This window comes from Streptomyces sp. NPDC127038 (assembly GCF_042725875.1).
Taxonomy (GTDB): Bacteria; Actinomycetota; Actinomycetes; order Streptomycetales; family Streptomycetaceae; genus Streptomyces.
Genome location: NZ_JBHXDQ010000050.1, coordinates 53,283 through 68,989, shown reverse-complemented (window position 1 = coordinate 68,989; position 15,707 = coordinate 53,283). Strand labels below are relative to the sequence as shown.

Here is a 15,707-nt window from a genome sequence, read left to right as displayed (position 1 = left end):
CTGCGCTACACTTTTTGCTGGGGGGGGGAGTGGGGCCCACAAAATCCAGGGTGGGGGGGGGGGCCCGGGGGGGGGGGGTCGGGGGTTATTCGTTGGGCGGGGCCCCCCCACTTCTCCGTGCGACCACCGTCCACCCCTCAACCGACGCCCTCTGTTCGACTACAGTGCCGACCTGTCGGACGTACGTACGGACAGTGCCGCGGGAGGTCTCGGTGGGTGCGACAGCCGGTGCCGTCTGGGGGCGGGGGGAGCAGCAGGACTTCCGCAGCCGGGTCCGCGGGACGCTGCTGGGCACGGCCGTCGGCGACGCCCTCGGGGCGCCGGTCGACGGGCTCTCCCTGGAGGGGATCCGGGAGGCATACGGCGCCGAGGGCCTGGTGGGACTCGCGCCCGCGTACGGACGGCGCGGCGCCGTCACCCAGCTGACCCAGCTCTCCCTGTTCGGCGTCGACGGGCTCATCCGCGCCCAGGTCCGCCGTGACACCGGCGCCTGGCATCCGCCGTCCGACGTGCACCGCGCCTACCGCCGCTGGTCGGCCACCCAGAACGACTGGGGGCCCGACGAGCGGCGCAAGGACGACGGCTGGCTGGCCCGCGAGGAGTGGCTCTACGCCCGCCGCGACCCCGCCAAGGCCTGTCTGCTCGGCCTCGCCGACGAGACCATGGGGACGCTGGACGCGCCCAAGAACCCCGGCGAGCCGGGAGCCGAGGCCGCCGCGCGCTCCGCGCCCTTCGGACTGCTCGTCGGCTGGGAGCCGCAGCTCGTGATGCAGCTCGCCGTCGAGTGCGCCGCGCAGACGCACGGCCACCCCTCGGCGTACCTGACGGCGGGCGCGTACGCCGTGATCGTGCACGCGCTCGCCCGCGGCGAGAACCCCGACACGGCCGTGCAGCAGACCCTCGCGCTGCTCGCGGCCCGCCCCGGGCACCAGCCGGTCGCCGCCGCCCTCCAGCACGCGCTGGGCGCCGTACGGCAGGGGATGCCCTCGGCCGAGCGGGTGCAGGAGCTCGCCGTGAGCGGTATCGCCGAGGGGCCGCTGGCCGCCGCCGTGTACTGCGTGCTCGTCGGTGAGGACGTACGGCACGGTCTGTGCCTCTCGGTGAACCACGGCGGGCCGTCCACCGTCACCGGCGCCCTCACGGGCGGTCTCCTCGGCGCCCTGCACGGCGAGACGGCCCTCCCGCCGGCCTGGCTGGCCGAACTGGAGGGCCGCCCCACGATGCTGGTCCTCGCGGACGACTTCGCGATGGAGATGACCCAGGGGCCCGCCCTGCACGGTCCCGCCGGGTCCTCCCCGGGCTGGCTCGCCCGCTACCCCCGCGCCTGAGGGGCCGGTACTAGTCCTTCACCGGCGTGTCCAGCGCCCCCTCCGCCGCCTCCGCCGGCGCCTGGGCCGGGATCGCCGCCGCGGCCGAGCCGTCGTCGTCCGTGTTGATCAGCTCGATGACCGCGTCCCGCTCCGGGGTGTCCTCGGGCCGCAGGAAGCCGATGAGGACGTACAGGACCAGTGAGATGACCATCGGGACGGCCACCTGGTACTCCAGCTTCACGTCCGTGCGCTGCGAGAAGTCCAGGTGGTAGTTGACGAGGAAGAAGGCGAGCAGACCGCAGGCCCAGCTGGTCAGCGCCGCCGTCGGCCCGGACCTGCGGAACGGCCGCAGCAGCCCGAGGATGAACGGGATCGCGATCGGCCCCATGAGACCCGCCACCCACTTGATGACGACGGTGATGATGTCCTTGAACGTGGGGGAGTTGACCTGGGTCGCCACCGCCATGGAGAAGCCGAGGAAGGCGACGGTGGTGACGCGCCCCGCGATGAGCCCGGCCCGGGTGTCCCAGGCGCGCGCGGCCCGGGAGAGCACGGGCATCACGTCACGGGTGAACACCGCCGAGATGGCGTTGGCGTCCGAGGAGCACATGGCCATCGTGTGCGAGAAGAAGCCGACCACGACCAGGCCCAGCAGCCCGTGCGGCAGCAGCTGTTCGGTCATCAGACCGTAGGCGTCCGAGCCGTCCGGCTTCTGGGCGGTGACGAGGAGCGGCGAGAGCCACATCGGGATGAACAGGACGACCGGCCACACGAACCACAGTCCGGCGGACAGCATCGCCGACCGGGTGGCCTCCTTGGCGCTCCCGGTGGCCATGTAGCGCTGCGCCTGGTTCCACATGCCGCCGTTGTACTCGAACAGCTTGATGAACAGGTACGCGATGAAGAACACGGTCAGATAGGGGCCGGCGAACCCGTTCGCGTGGCCGTGCAGCTTCGGCGAGTCCAGCGCCTTGGACAGACCGCCCCGGTCGGAGATCTTGTTCAGCACGATGACCAGCATCGACACACCGGCCAGCAACTGGATGACGAACTGGCCGAGTTCGGTGAGCGCGTCCGCCCACAGGCCGCCGATCGTGCAGTACACCGCCGTGATGCCGCCGGTGATGAGGATGCCCTGGGTGAGCGTGACCCCGGTGAAGACGCTGAGCAGCGTGGCGATGGCCGCCCACTTCGCGCCGACGTCCACGATCTTCAGCAGGATGCCGGACCACGCCAGCGCCTGCTGCGTCGGCACGTTGTAGCGGTCCTTGAGGTATTCGAGCGGTGAGGCGACGTGCAGCCGGGAGCGCAGCCGGTTGAGCCGGGGCGCGAAGGCCTTGGCGCCGATGGCGACACCGATGGCGATGGGCAGCGCCCAGGTGACGTACGAGGTGATGCCGTAGGTGTACGCGATGCCGGCGTAGCCGGTGAACATCACCGCGCTGTAGCCCGACATGTGGTGCGAGATGCCGGACAGCCACCACGGCATCTTGCCGCCCGCGGTGAAGAAGTCGCTGACATCGTCCACGCGTTTGTGGGACCAGACGCCGATCGCGGTCATCACGCCGAAGTACGCGACCAGCACGGCCCAGTCGAGACCGTTCATGTGCCCCCTCCAGGGGTCCGCCTTGTGAACCTGCTGATACCGGACGGCACTTCGCCAGTAGGCAGTCGGGCGGCCCCGTGCGGGAGCGGGGACTTGGGGATTGAACCGCCGGTCCGACCGGGCGGTCAAGCCCCTGCGTGGTCACGGATATGAACGCAGATCAGAAAGCAGAACGATTTTGCCTCCACTTTGCCCACCGGGCTGTTGTCGTGCTCGTGACGAGGCCCCCACCATGGGCGGGCACTTCGCCAGACCGGACAGCAAGGAGAATTCGACAGCCGTACGGGATGCGGGTCCCGTGCGCCTGGGAGAGGGGCCGCCGGCCGCGCCGACTACCGCATGATCTCGCCCGCGTTCACCAGCAGGGACTGTCCCGTGATCGCCCGCGCCCGGTCGGACGCCAGGAACACCGCGGCGTCCGCGACGTCCCCGTCCGTGGCCAGCTCGGGCAGCGCCATCCGCTCGGTGAGCCGCTTCAGGACGTCCGCCTCGGGCACCTGCTCCGTGTACGCCGTGAACTGCACGTACGCCTCGACCGGAGGGCCCCACATCCAGCCGGGCAGCACGGTGTTGACCCGGATCCGGTGCGGTCCGAGCTCGCGGGCCAGGGAGTACATCGCGCTCGTCAGCGCGCCCTTGGAGGCCGCGTAGGCGGCCTGGCGCACCTGGCTCGGCGCGGCGACCGACGACTGCGTGCCGATGACGACGATCGAACCGCCGCGCTCCTTCAGCGCGGGCAGACAGGCGCGGGTCATCCGCAGCGTGCCGAGCAGGTTCACGTCGATGACCGACTGCCAGGTCGCGAAGTCGGCGTCCTCCAGACCGCCGAAGTAGCTGTCCCAGGCGGCGACATGGACCACCGCGTCGATCCGCCCGAAGCGTTCGGCGGCGAGCGCGGCGAGCGCCTCGCACTGCCCCTCGTCGGTGATGTCCGTCGCCCGGAACGCCGTGTGCGTGCCGTCCGGGTCCAGTTCGGCGGCCGACTTGGCGAGGTTGGCCTCCGTGCGGGCCCCGAGCACCGCGTTCCCCCCGTCGCGCACCACGGCCGCCGCGACCTGATGACCGAGCCCGGCGCCGACACCCGACACCACGACGGTCCTCCCGGTGAGCAGTGACATCCGGACCTCCCCAGCTCTGGCGCATTTCCTGACGGGGCGTCAGAGTATGGGCGTCCGGCGGAGGACGGAAGTCCCGCGCACGTCCCATCGGGGAAGGGGTTCGGCATGTCGGAGGAGACCCGCAGCGAGACCTACGCGGAACTGGCCGCCCTCGGCCCGTACGGCGTCCGTCCGGGCCACGCCCTGATCACCCTGGTCGAACCGCACCCGGGCCACGAGTACGCCTACAACCGCTGGTACGAGGACGACCACTACTACGCGGGCGCGATGGCCATGCCCTGGATGTACGCCGGACGCCGCTGGGTGGCCACCCGTGACCTCCAGCTGCTGCGCTACCCCGAGAAGTCGGCCGTCGCCCAGCCGGTCACCGCCGGCTGCTACATCTCGACCTACTGGGTCACCGAGGGGCGCTACGACGACCACATGAAGTGGACCGTCGGCATCAACAGGCGGCTGAACCGCGACGGGCGGGTCTACCAGGACCGTACGCACGTCTTCACGGCCTTCCAGGACCACGAGGCCACCGTCTACCGCGACGGCGCCGCGGGCCCCCGCGACTTCCACGCCCTCGACCACCCCTACGCCGGCCTCGTGGTCGAGGTCATCGACGCCGAATCCGCCGAGCGGCGGGCCGAGTTGCTGGAATGGCTGTGCTCCCGGCACCTTCCGAGGCGGCTGGCCGGCTCGCCCGCGGCCCTGGTCACCGTCTTCCGGCCGACCCCGCTCCCCGGCGACCGCATGACCTACGTGAAGCAGGTCGAGGGCGTCGACACCCGGCTGACCCTGTTGTGGTTCCTCCAGGAGGACCCGCGCGCCTGCTGGGAGGAGCGCTTCACCGGCCTGGACGAGGCCGTGGCCGAATCCGGCCTGGGAAAGGTGGAGTTGGTGGCCCCGTTCATCCCCACGATCCCGGGAACGGACACCTACGTGGACCGTCTGCGCTGAGATGCGGGGACCCTCCGGCCCGGGAAGAACAGCGCCCTCTCGGCCAGGACGGCGGGCCGGACGAGAGGGCTCTCGGTGGAGCGTGTGAAGTTGTTCCGGCCATACGGGTCAGACGAGGCGGGACGCTTCCCGGCTCACGTCGGCGACGAAGGCGTTCCAGGCGGCCGCGGGGAAGCCCAGGGTCGGACCGGCGGGGACCTTGGAGTCCCGGACGGCCATCGCCGAGACGACCGGGGACTTGACCTCGACGCAGGCGCCGTTGCCGGTGGAGTAGGAAGACTTGGTCCAGATGTCGGTGGCGCCCTGCAGAATTGCCATGATCGCTCCAGAAAGCTGTCGTTCGTCGATGAGTTGCCGCCATGAAGCCGTCGGCGCACTGTCATCCGGACCGCGGATCCGTCAGGAGACCCGCGGTCAGGATCGCGCCAACGTTGTTGCCCGATGGTGTGATCGACGCTACTCGCCAACATCGGCTGACGAAGCGACTATTCACTCGACTGGATGGCATATTCCATGGGGGTCTTCCCCGTTGGGGCGGCGACAGTGTAGGGTCCGGCCGCTCATCGGCGGAGCGGCCCGTGAAGCCGCCCCGCCGTGCCCGTCAGCGCGCGTAGTCCTTCGCGATGTCCGCGATGAACTGCCGTGACTGCTCCACGTTCAGGGCCTGCGCCCGCAGGTGTTCGTACATCACGCTGTACTTCTGGACGTCGTTCGCCTTCTCCAGGTACAGGTCGCTGGTGACGCCCTCGATGTAGACGACGCTGGAGTCGGCCGCGTCGGGGAACTCCAGGATCGCGTACTGGCCGTTGAGGCCCGGGTGCGCGCCCATGTCGAAGGGGATCACCTGCACGGTGACGTGCGGCAGTTGGGACTGCTCGACCAGGTGCTCCAGCTGCTCGCGCATCAGCGAGCGGTTGCCCACGGCCCGGCGCAGGGCGGACTCGTCGAGGACGGTCCACAGCCGAAGCGGGTTGTCGGGGGCGGAGATTCGTTCCTGCCGTTTCATCCGGACCTGGACGCGCTTGTCGATGTCGGCGGGCGCGGTCTCCGGCAGCGCCCCCGCGATCAGGGCCTCGGCGTACTGCCGGGTCTGGAGCAGACCGGGGACGACCTGGGGGTCGTACACCCGCAGGCTGGCCGCGTCGGTCTCCAGACCGATGTAGACGCTGTACGGGATGTCGCCGAAGGAGTGCCACCAGCCCTGCTGGCGCGAGTCCTTGGCCATCTGCATCAGCGAGTCGACGATCCGGTGGTCCTCGACCTCGTAGACCCCGCACAGATCGCGGACGTCACGCTGGCTGATACTGCGTCTGCCGTTCTCCAGCCGGCTGATCTTCGACTGTGAGACGAGCAGGCGCTCGGCGACCTCCTCGGCCGTCATGCCCTTGAGTTCGCGGAGCCGCCGAAGCTCCTGGCCCAGCCGGCGCCGCCGGACGGTGGGATTGACACTTGACGCCACGGGACGTGCACCTCCGGCTGCGGGCCTGTACTTTGCGTATCTGCTGTTGAGCAGATTGCCACCAAGGTGCTTTCTACCGCTGGGAAACGGCGTATATGCGCAGGGTGGGCGCAAGTTCGCGGAATCGGCGTGTATACGCGGCCCTGGGGTGCCGTGCCGGGCCGCGCGAACTCCCGCCGGGGACACGGCGGATCACCGTCCGTGGCCGGGCCGGACGCGGGGCCGCGTTCCCGGGGAGGCCGGCCGCGACGCGGACGCGGGCCTCTCCCGGATGCGGTCGCGCGGGGCGGGCGGGACCGTGTCGTCGTCCGGACGTACGGTCTCGGCCACCCCGCGCGAACCTGCGGCTCCCGAACCGGATCCTGGGGACTGCGGTGCGGCGCTGGTGTCTCACGGTGGTGCTGGCGGTGCTGGCGGTGCTGGCGGTGCGTGTGCCGGCGGTGCGGGACGTGCTGGCGGTGCGGATGCCGGCGGTGCGGGTGCTGTCCGCCGAGGGTGCTGCCGGTGGTGACCGAAGCGGGCCGTCTCGGGCCCGCGGCTCAGTGCGCCACGGCGCGCGCCATCGAACCATGGCGCGGTTGCGCCGGAACACCGCGAGCGGTCTCCGGTGCGGACCTGACGCCGGCGGTGGCCGGACGGCCCACCGGTGCCGGGTTGCGGCGCGGCTGTGCGGCCACACCGCTCTGGACGTCCATCACGGCGTGCGCCACGAGGCCGCCCATGGGGTCGTGCCTGATCAGGTCCCGCAGCCGGGACCGGGACGATCGTCCCTCGTTCCCCGGATACAGGTGCTTGCCGAGACCGACCGCGTGGGCCAGTGCGGCGAGCGCCGCGGTCCGCGGGTCCGGCGGTACGCCGGTGCGGATCGCGTTGTCCAGCCGGGTTCGGATCTCCCGGCTGATGTCCGTGTCCGTCGCCTGGTAGCGAGTCGTCGGAAGGACCCCGCACATCTGGCCGGCCACGGCATGGACCATGCCGCACCTCTCCAGATGAGAGAGGTAGGTCTGACGGAGCCCCAGGCGGGGTCCGCCGATCCAGTTGACCGCGCGTACGGGTGCCCCGCGGCGGCGAAGGAGTTCCAACGCACAGTCCAGTGTTGGATCTCCGGTCGGCCGTGGCACCACCACGGCGATACGATCCCCGTCTGGGGCTATCCGTCCGGCCAGCGCCAGCTCCACTAGCTGCGCTCCGGCCAGACCGAGGTCGAGCGACTGCGGCTGCGCGGTGGTACCCGTGGCCGGGTCCAACGCCAGCAGCAGAAGCTCCTCCGGAATTGTTCTGCGGCTCTTGCCCATCCATGCCTCCCCGCGTGGATGAATGACAGGGTGACCCCTCTCACATTGGTCTGTCGAGAGCGCGTGACCGGAATATGAGGGAACCGGCAGGTATGTCGTTCTCGTCTACCGCAAGGGTCGAGCCCTCACACAGGACACTGGTACATGGTTCGGGCAGCGGTGTCCGGGCGGCGGTTCAAGGGTTTGACGGTTCGTTTTCGGCGCGCGGAGGGCGTGCGCCGCATGGAGGAGGCATCGGTGGCGGGCGAGTCCCCCGACAGGTCGAAGCAGCACGAGTCGTCGGCGTCGTCGGCAGAAGCGACGCCGGAGGCCCCGGCGGCGGTTCCGGGTCCGGCGCGGTCGGGCGCGGTGGCGTCCGCTTCGGCGCCGTCCGCTTCGTCGGCGTCGGCCAAGAGCACGGCTTCGGCCGATCCCCGGATGGCGATGGCCCGTGAGCGGGCCGCCACGGTACGGGTGGATCAGGCGACGGCTGTGTTCTCGACGAAGGCGCTGAAGGGCGAGGCGGCCCGTGCGGCAGACGCCCCCCTCACGGCGGAGCCGGAGCGTGCCTCCGAGTCCGCCGACGGCGACGGCGCGTCCGGGGGCAAGAACGCCGAGGGCGACACACGGCTGCGCGCGGCGGTGGCCGCGTGGGTCGCCGGATCGGACGAGCCCGAGCCGTCGGACTCGGCCGGGTCCGACGCGGGCACCGGCTCCGGGGCCGACGCGGGCTCCGAGGGCGGGACCGGGACCGGAGGTGGCGACGACGCCGGCTCGGACGACTCCGCCGCCGACTCGGCCGACGACTCCGTCGACGGTGACGCGGACGACTCCGCGGACGGCGTGGAGCCCGCTGTGGCCGCCGCCGACGAGCCCGGTGAGGGAACGGGTGCCTCCGGGGCCTCCACGGCGTCGGAGGGCACGTCCGGGGCGTCCGGGGAGCCCGAGGGCCCCGAGGCGTCCGGGGAGACGTCCGGCACGGACGAGGAGGCCGCCGAACCCGCCGCCGGTCCCGACTCCGACGCGGACTCCGACCGCGACATCGATATCGACACCGACGCGGACGCCGGCACCGACGCGGGCGCCGACAAGGACTCCGGGTCCGAGTCCGCGTCCCTGTCCGGCCGCGAGCCCGAGGCCGCCGCCGAGACGCCCGCGGACGACGCCGACGACGAGGGCGACGAGGACGAACCCGCCTCCGCCTCCGCCTCCGCGGCCGAGGACGAGCCGCAGGACGCCGCACCCGAGGACGAGCCCGAAGCGTCCCCCGCCGCCGGGACCCCTGACGCGGTGTCCGACGAACCCGCGGACGCCGAGCCCTCCGACGCCGGACCTTCCGACGCCGAGCCCTCGGACGCGGTCGACGGTGAGACCCCGGACACGGAGGCCGACGAGGACTCCGCCCCCGAGCGCCCCGTCGTCGATCAGCCCACCGCCGTCTTCAAGACCCCGCGGCGCCCGGCCGTGGACCAGCCCACCACCATGCTCAAGCTGGGCGGTGCCACCCGGAAGCCCGCCGGCCGGCCGGAAGGCGAGCCGGAGGACGAGCCGAAGGACGAGCCGAAGGGCACGTCCGCGGGCACCCCCGTGCGCACCAGCAAGTTCGTGCCGCTCAACCGGCTCGACGACTTCCCTCCGGCGCGTACGAAGCCCGCGCCCGAACCCGCCGCCAAGCCCGAGCCGGCCCGGAAGCCCGAGCCCGCCGCGAAGCCGGAGCCCGGTGCCGCGGCCGCGTCGGCAGCGCCGGCCGCGAAGCCCGCTCCCGCGGAGCCGAAGCGCCCCGCCGCGCCGGACCCCGCGTCGAAGCCGAAGCCGTCGTGGGGGGTCGCGCCCGCGTCCGCCCCCAAGGCCTTCGACAAGCCCGCGGCGGCCACCGCGGCGATCCCGCAGGTCGGTCCGGAGCGCACCACCCAGCTGCCGCTTCCGCCCAAGCCGCCGCTGGATCTGCTCGCCGAGCTGACCAACACCCCGCCGCCCCCGCAGACCCCGGTCCGCACCCTCGTGCGGCGGGTCAAGATCTGGACGCCGCTGGTCCTGCTGGTCCTGGTGATCTTTGCAGTCGCGCAGGCCTTCCGTCCGCTGCCGGCCGCGTCCCTCGCGCTCAGCGCCGACAGCACGTACACCTTCGGCGGCGGCACCCTCGACCTGCCCTGGCCCGGGCAGGGCCAGTCCGCGATCGAGGTGGACGGCGTGGGCAGCCTCGGCACCGACGGCAAGCAGGCCCCCGCTCCCACGGCGAGCGTCGCCAAGATCATGACCGCGTACGTGATCCTTCAGGAGCACCCGCTGAAGGGGAACGAGGAAGGCGAGAAGATCACCGTCGACCAGCAGGCCGAGGACGAGTCGAAGCTCCCGGACGAGTCGACGGCGGCGATGTCGAAGGGCCAGCAGTTCACCGAGCGCCAGATGCTCCAGATGCTGATGATCCCCTCGGGCAACAACGTGGCGCGGCTGCTGGCCCGCTGGGACTCCGACGCCAAGACGTTCGTCGCCAAGATGAACACCGCGGCCAAGGACCTCGGCATGACGAACACCACGTACACGGACCCGAGCGGTCTGCAGAAGACGACGGTCAGCACGGCCACCGACCAGGTCAAGCTGGCCAAGCAGGTCATGAAGAACGACGTGTTCCGCAGTGTCGTCGGCATGGCCAAGGCGGACATCCCCGGGCTGCCCGGCACGATCTACAACAACAACGACCTGCTGGTGAAGCAGGTCGGCGTGATCGGTCTGAAGACCGGTTCGTCGACGCCCGCCGGCGGCAACCTGGTGTGGGCCGCGACCAAGGTCGTGGACGGTAGGACGCAGACCGTCTACGGCGCGGTGATGAACCAGAACGCCGGCACCGGCAAGGTCTGGGACAGCCTCCAGCTGGCGATCACCAACAGCCAGAAGCTGATCGACAAGGTCCAGAAGAGCCTGGTCACCGCCACCGTGGTGAAGAAGGGCCAGGTCGTCGGGTACGTGGACGACCAGCTCGGCGGCAGGACCCCGGTCGTCGCCACCAAGAACATGACGGCGATCGGCTGGCCGGGCCTCAAGACCCGGCTGAGCATCGGTCAGGGCAAGTCGGCCGTGCCGCACACCGGCAAGGCGGGCACGGTCGTCGGCGAGCTGAGGGTCGGCGACGGTTCCAGCGAGGCCGTACGGATCCCCGTCGCGCTCCAGTCGGACCTGGCCGAGCCCGGCTTCGGCGCGAAGCTGACCCGCGTCGGCTGAGCCGCCGCGCGCACCGGTGACGTAGGCGCGCACGCACCGCCGACGTACGGCGGGCGGAGTCACCCGCACCACACTCCGCCGGACGGCGCCCCATACGGGGGCCGTCCGGCGGTGTGCGTGCTAGCGTCGCGCTAATCGGGGCTGCTCGCGAGCCGCGGGTCCCGGCCCAGAACGGACCAACGGGACAGCGGGAGAACCTTGCAGTGGCGACAGCGGAGCCGACACACGCCGACGACGCGGACGCGGGCCAGGGAACGGGCCCGCGAATACCGCTGCACGCGGGCACCCGCGGGGCGGTCCGCGACGTAGGGACGGACACGGACCACGGCGGTGACCCCGCCCCGAAGCCCGGCGGCACCGGGCCGGCCCGGACCGACCAGCCCGCCGAGCCCACCCGAACGACCGAGCCCGCCGAGCCCTCCCCGTCGGGACGGCCGGCCGAGCCGGCCCCGCCCGCCCGGACGGCCGGCGCCAGGTTCCTCGGCCTCTTCCGCCGCTACCCCGTCCTCTCCTTCACCGTCTTCGCCGGCGTGCTCCACATCGTGTGGTTCTTCACGTTCGCGAACAGTGGTGGAGACCTGGCGGCCCAGGACGCGTGGGCGGAGTTCGTCGGCCGCCACCCGGACTCCGCGTACAACCTCGCCTGGTACGGCGGTATGCACCCCGTCTCCTACAGCGTGGTGTCGCCGTATCTGATGTCGGTGCTCGGCGTCCGGACGACGATGATGATCGCCGGGACGATCTCGGCCGGTCTGCTGACGCTGATCCTGGTCCGCAGCCGGGCCGTCCGTAACCCGGTCGCCACCTCGCTCGCGGGTGTCTTCGCGCTGCTCTGCAACGCAATCTCGGGCCGGGTGACCTACGGCCTCGGCACGGCGTTCGCGCTCGGCGCCGTCGCCGTCGTCTTCTGCTGGCCCCACCGCTGGCGCTACAAACGCTGGGCGAAGGCCCTGTGCGCGGCGCCGCTGGCCGCGCTCGCGACGGCGGCCTCGCCGGTCGCCGGACTGTTCGTGGGCCTGCTGGCCGTGTCCCTGTTCCTCCAGAAGCGCCGCCCCGGCGCCTACGCCCTCGGCATCGCCCCGACGGTCGTGGTCGCGCTCTCGGCCCTGCTGTTCCCGTTCTCCGGCACCCAGCCGATGACGTTCTTCTCGGTCCTCCTGCCGTTCGGGTCCGCCGCCGCGGTCTACCTGCTGGTCCCCAAGGAGTGGACGACCGTGCGGATCACGGCGGCGGTGTACGGGCTGTCCGTGCTCCTCGTCTGGCTGATCAGCTCCCAGATCGGGTCGAACATCACCCGCCTGGCCATGCTGTTCGCGGGCGTCGCCCTGATCGCCGCGCTGCCCTTCACCGCGCCGAAGTCCCGCAAGTGGTACGGCATCGTCCTGTCCTTCGCCGTGTTCACCGGGTGGATCGGCGTCAAGACCGTCGACGACATCGTGCACACGACCCCGGCGGCCTCCTGGGCGCGCGAGCTGGCCCCGCTCGTCCACCAGCTCCAGCTCGCGGACGCCGAGAAGGGCCGCGTCGAGGTGGTCCCCGCCCGCTCGCACCGCGAGGCGTCCGCCCTCGCCCCGTACGTGAACCTCGCCCGGGGCTGGAACCGGCAGGCCGACATGGAGCGCAACCCGCTCTTCTACGACGACACGCTCAACTCCGCGAACTACCACGAGTGGCTCCAGCGCTGGGCCATCCGCTACGTCGTGCTGCCCAAGGGCGAACCGGACGGCGACGGCGGCCAGCGTGAACGCGAGCTCGTCCAGCGGGGCATGCCCTACCTCCGGCAGATCTGGGGCGACGCCAACTGGCAGCTCTTCACGGTCACCGACCCCACCCCGCTGGCCGAGCCGCACGCCGTCGTCGACCTGGCCGAGCAGGGCGAGATGACCATCGAGGTGAAGGAGGCGGGCCGCATCCTCATCCGCATCCCGTACTCGCCGTGGCTGAGCGTCGTCGACGAGAAGGGCAAGAGCCTCAAGGCGCCCCAGGAGACGAAGGCCTCCAAGCACCGCGCGAACGGCACCCCGAGGACGTACGACAACCTCAACGGCTGTCTGATGCCGACGGAGGAGACCGCGGCGGGCGACACCTGGACGGAGCTGCTCGCCCCGAAGCCGGGCACCTACCGGCTCGCGGCCCCCTACCAGCTCCCCCGGGGAACCCCGTGCCCGGAGGAACTGCGCTGAGCCCCCGCCCCGCACCCGAGGGCCTGTCCGACAACGCGGACAGGCCCTAGAACCGCTCGAAGGGCCCGCAGTAGGGCAGGCCCGCGTCCTGCGGCCGCCCGTCGCGGAAGAAGCGGACGAGCAGATCGCAGAAGTCCTGGGGCCGCTGGAGATGGGCCAGATGGCCGCACTCCCTGATCGTGGTGAACCACGCGCCCGGCAGGTCCGCCGCCACCGAGCGGACCATGTCGGGCGTGGTGAGCGTGTCGTGCTCGCCGGTGAACACCAGGTACGGGACGGCGGGAACGGGCGCCCGCCGGTACCACTCGTGGGCCAGCAGCCGCCGGTTCCGCTCGACGGTCACGGTGACGTCGTGCGGGCTCTGCGCCGCGAACTGCTGGTACATCAGCCGGGTCAGGGCGGCGTGCTTGCGTACGGTGCGGTCGCCGGGCGGCGGCACGAAGCACCGGACGAACTCCTCGGCGGTCTCCTCCACGCGCCCCTGCTCCAGGAGCTCGACCCAGCCCACGAGCGCCTCGGCGAACCAGCGCGGGATGTGGTCCGACATCCCCTGGACGGCGATCCTGCGCAGCAGCCGCGGATACCGCTGGGCCAGCCGGAGCCCGACCGCCCCGCCGTAGCACCCGGCGTACAGGTTCACCGGGCCGAGCCCCAGCTCGCGCAGCAGATGGCCCGCGCACTCGGCCAGGAAGTCGATCCCGTGCTCGGCCGGCAGGAAGTCCGCGTCCCCGAACCCGGGCAGATCCACCGTCACCACGGTCCCGAGTTCACCGAGCCGGCGCTCGTGCCGCATCCACGAGTACCGGGTCTGGTCGGACCCGCCGAGCACCAGCAGCGGCTCCGTGACGGGGGAGCCGTGGCGGGCGACCCGTGCGGTGTACCCGTAGCCCTCCCACGAGAGCCGGTACTCCGCCACTTCCGTGGACGCCCCGCCTCCCGGCACGGGGGCGAGAACGGGGACCGAGGAAGCGACAGAAGGCACAGCGAACTCCCGAGAGGGACGAGACCACCGAAACTCCCAACTCGTACACGGCTCCCGGGTGCGGTGCCCGCAATGTCACACGAAGGTGGGCGCTGCACCACACGAAGGTGGGCGCGGCGCGGCACCCGGGCCACGCCGCACCCTCGCCTCAGCTCACCTCACCTCACGGGGAACGCCACGTCGCACACCGGGTCGCCGGGACCGGCCGCGTCCCAGTCGGCGAAGTAGATCTCCCGGCAGGGGCCGTCGACGGACAGCCCCCGCTCGCCGGCCCAGACCTCGACCGCCTCGAACGCGGCGAGGATCTGCGGATGGGCGACCTGGGCCTTGGTGATGCGGGTGAAGGCGATGCGCCGGGCCGGTTCGACCCGCACCCCGGCCCCGGTGGCCCGGCCCTGCCGCTCCGCCCAGGCCCGTGCCGCGGCCTCGTCGGCGACCGGCACGCACGCCTCCGCGGGGCCGTCGCTCTCCATGCCGACCTCGGCGTGGTAGACGACGAACGGCGGCCCGGTGACGCCCCCGGCCTCGCCCGCGCCCTGCTCCAGCCGTCCCAGCGAGCCGGGGATCCACACCGGCAGCTCGGGCGCCAGGACGTGCCGCCTCTCGGTCAGCACGACCTGCTCGGGCACCTCGGCGGTCTCGACGGCGAACTTCTCGTACATCTCGGAACTCCTCCCGGAAAGACGTCCACGGAGGTAACCGGCGAGCGCCCGCTGCGAGGCGAACCGCGCCTCGGCGTCGTCCCAGTACGCGGCGAGCAGCGAGGCCGCCCGCGGACCCGGCGCCTCCACCACGTCCGCGATCCGCGCCAGCGGCATGTCCAGCTGGCGCAGCAGCGCGACGAGCCGGGCCCGTTCGGTCTGCCCGGCGCGGTAGTAGCGGTAGCCGCTGACCGCGTCGACGTACGCCGGGGTCAGCAGCCCCAGCCGGTCGTACAGCCGCAGCGCCTTCGCCGAGAGCCGCGCCCGCGAGGCGAACGCGCCGATCGTGAGCAGATCCTCGTCCACCCTGTCATCCTCCGTCACCGGGCGCCTTCCGCCCGGTGACAGGGACGCTCCCCCTTGCCCCAGGGGCAAGGTCAACGCCAGGGGCGAGGTGTCAGCCGATCGCCTTCTCGACCGCGGAGACCAGCTCGGCGGCCTCCGGCTCGGTCTGCGGCGAGAAGCGGCCGACGACCGTGCCGTCGCGCCCGATCAGGAACTTCTCGAAGTTCCAGCGGATGTCGCCGGAGTGGCCCTCGGCGTCGGCGGTGCCCGTCAGACGCTCGTACAGCCCGTGCCGCGCGTCACCGTTCACCTCGACCTTCTCGGTCATCGGGAAGGTCACGCCGTAGGTCGCGGAGCAGAACTCGGCGATCTCCTCGGAGCTGCCGGGCTCCTGGCCGAGGAACTGGTTGCAGGGCACGCCGAGGACGGTGAAGCCCTGGTCGGCGTACCGGGCGTGCAGTCGCTCAAGACCCGCGTACTGCGGGGTCAGCCCGCACTTGGAGGCCACGTTCACGATGAGGACGGCCTTGCCCGCGTACTGGGACAGGGCGGCGGAGCCCCCCTGGAGGGCCCCGATCTCGACGTCGAGCACGGAGGAAGCGGTGTTGTCAGTAGTCATAAGCGG

General features: G+C 71.8%; 13 protein-coding genes. 4 read left to right on the top strand and 9 right to left on the bottom strand.

The features are described from left to right. Positions 1-212 precede the first annotated feature (212 nt). Positions 213-1,328, top strand: coding sequence for an ADP-ribosylglycohydrolase family protein (locus ACFWI4_RS28945; protein ID WP_387201933.1), 1,116 nt, complete (start codon positions 213-215; stop codon positions 1,326-1,328). A gap of 10 nt (positions 1,329-1,338) precedes the next feature. Here ACFWI4_RS28945 and ACFWI4_RS28940 read toward each other — a convergent pair whose 3' ends face one another. Next, positions 1,339-2,916, bottom strand: coding sequence for a sodium:solute symporter family protein (locus ACFWI4_RS28940; RefSeq protein WP_387201930.1), 1,578 nt, complete (start codon positions 2,914-2,916; stop codon positions 1,339-1,341). A 332-nt stretch (positions 2,917-3,248) separates the two neighbouring features. Beyond that, positions 3,249-4,034: an SDR family oxidoreductase gene (locus ACFWI4_RS28935; protein ID WP_387201928.1), complete on the bottom strand. Its 786-nt coding sequence runs from the start codon at positions 4,032-4,034 to the stop codon at positions 3,249-3,251. A 105-nt stretch (positions 4,035-4,139) separates the two neighbouring features. On the opposite strand from ACFWI4_RS28935, the gene ACFWI4_RS28930 reads away from it, so the two are divergent. Continuing rightward, on the top strand, positions 4,140-4,979 hold the full coding sequence (locus ACFWI4_RS28930) for a hypothetical protein (RefSeq protein ID WP_387201925.1): 840 nt from the start codon (positions 4,140-4,142) through the stop codon (positions 4,977-4,979). A gap of 108 nt (positions 4,980-5,087) precedes the next feature. Here the strand turns inward: ACFWI4_RS28930 and ACFWI4_RS28925 are convergent, their stop codons facing one another. From ACFWI4_RS28925 to ACFWI4_RS28910, 4 genes are all read right to left on the bottom strand, one after another. After that, positions 5,088-5,297: a DUF397 domain-containing protein gene (locus ACFWI4_RS28925; RefSeq protein WP_387201922.1), complete on the bottom strand. Its 210-nt coding sequence runs from the start codon at positions 5,295-5,297 to the stop codon at positions 5,088-5,090. Between the two features lie 283 nt (positions 5,298-5,580). Beyond that, positions 5,581-6,438, bottom strand: coding sequence for a helix-turn-helix transcriptional regulator (locus tag ACFWI4_RS28920; protein WP_339129937.1), 858 nt, complete (start codon positions 6,436-6,438; stop codon positions 5,581-5,583). 539 nt (positions 6,439-6,977) lie between these two features. Continuing rightward, the gene (locus ACFWI4_RS28915) at positions 6,978-7,733 is read right to left on the bottom strand and encodes a GPP34 family phosphoprotein (RefSeq protein WP_385395354.1); all 756 of its coding nucleotides are present in this window, start codon (positions 7,731-7,733) and stop codon (positions 6,978-6,980) included. A gap of 125 nt (positions 7,734-7,858) precedes the next feature. Continuing rightward, positions 7,859-8,125, bottom strand: a complete 267-nt coding sequence (locus ACFWI4_RS28910) for a hypothetical protein (RefSeq protein WP_387201918.1) — start codon at positions 8,123-8,125, stop codon at positions 7,859-7,861. 25 nt (positions 8,126-8,150) lie between these two features. Here ACFWI4_RS28910 and ACFWI4_RS28905 point away from each other — a divergent pair, with 25 nt between their 5' ends. After that, on the top strand, positions 8,151-10,931 hold the full coding sequence (locus ACFWI4_RS28905; RefSeq protein ID WP_387201916.1) for a D-alanyl-D-alanine carboxypeptidase: 2,781 nt from the start codon (positions 8,151-8,153) through the stop codon (positions 10,929-10,931). 203 nt (positions 10,932-11,134) lie between these two features. Next, positions 11,135-13,114, top strand: a complete 1,980-nt coding sequence (locus ACFWI4_RS28900; RefSeq protein WP_387201913.1) for an MFS transporter — start codon at positions 11,135-11,137, stop codon at positions 13,112-13,114. Between the two features lie 46 nt (positions 13,115-13,160). On the opposite strand, the gene ACFWI4_RS28895 is transcribed toward ACFWI4_RS28900, so the two are convergent. From ACFWI4_RS28895 to ACFWI4_RS28885, 3 genes are all read right to left on the bottom strand, one after another. Further along, on the bottom strand, positions 13,161-14,096 hold the full coding sequence (locus tag ACFWI4_RS28895) for an alpha/beta fold hydrolase (RefSeq protein WP_387201910.1): 936 nt from the start codon (positions 14,094-14,096) through the stop codon (positions 13,161-13,163). 158 nt (positions 14,097-14,254) lie between these two features. Beyond that, complete coding sequence (locus ACFWI4_RS28890) at positions 14,255-15,103, bottom strand: MerR family transcriptional regulator (protein ID WP_387201907.1); 849 nt, start codon at positions 15,101-15,103, stop codon at positions 14,255-14,257. 91 nt (positions 15,104-15,194) lie between these two features. Continuing rightward, complete coding sequence (locus ACFWI4_RS28885; protein WP_387201904.1) at positions 15,195-15,701, bottom strand: glutathione peroxidase; 507 nt, start codon at positions 15,699-15,701, stop codon at positions 15,195-15,197. Positions 15,702-15,707: the final 6 nt, after the last annotated feature.

Coding starts and splice junctions, on each gene's coding strand:
- ACFWI4_RS28940 (WP_387201930.1), bottom strand. CDS start 2,916: ATGAACGGTCTCGACTGGGCCGTGCTGGTCGCGTACTTCGGCGTGATG.
- ACFWI4_RS28935 (WP_387201928.1), bottom strand. CDS start 4,034: ATGTCACTGCTCACCGGGAGGACCGTCGTGGTGTCGGGTGTCGGCGCC.
- ACFWI4_RS28930 (WP_387201925.1), top strand. CDS start 4,140: ATGTCGGAGGAGACCCGCAGCGAGACCTACGCGGAACTGGCCGCCCTC.
- ACFWI4_RS28925 (WP_387201922.1), bottom strand. CDS start 5,297: ATGGCAATTCTGCAGGGCGCCACCGACATCTGGACCAAGTCTTCCTAC.
- ACFWI4_RS28915 (WP_385395354.1), bottom strand. CDS start 7,733: ATGGGCAAGAGCCGCAGAACAATTCCGGAGGAGCTTCTGCTGCTGGCG.
- ACFWI4_RS28905 (WP_387201916.1), top strand. CDS start 8,151: ATGGCGATGGCCCGTGAGCGGGCCGCCACGGTACGGGTGGATCAGGCG.
- ACFWI4_RS28885 (WP_387201904.1), bottom strand. CDS start 15,701: ATGACTACTGACAACACCGCTTCCTCCGTGCTCGACGTCGAGATCGGG.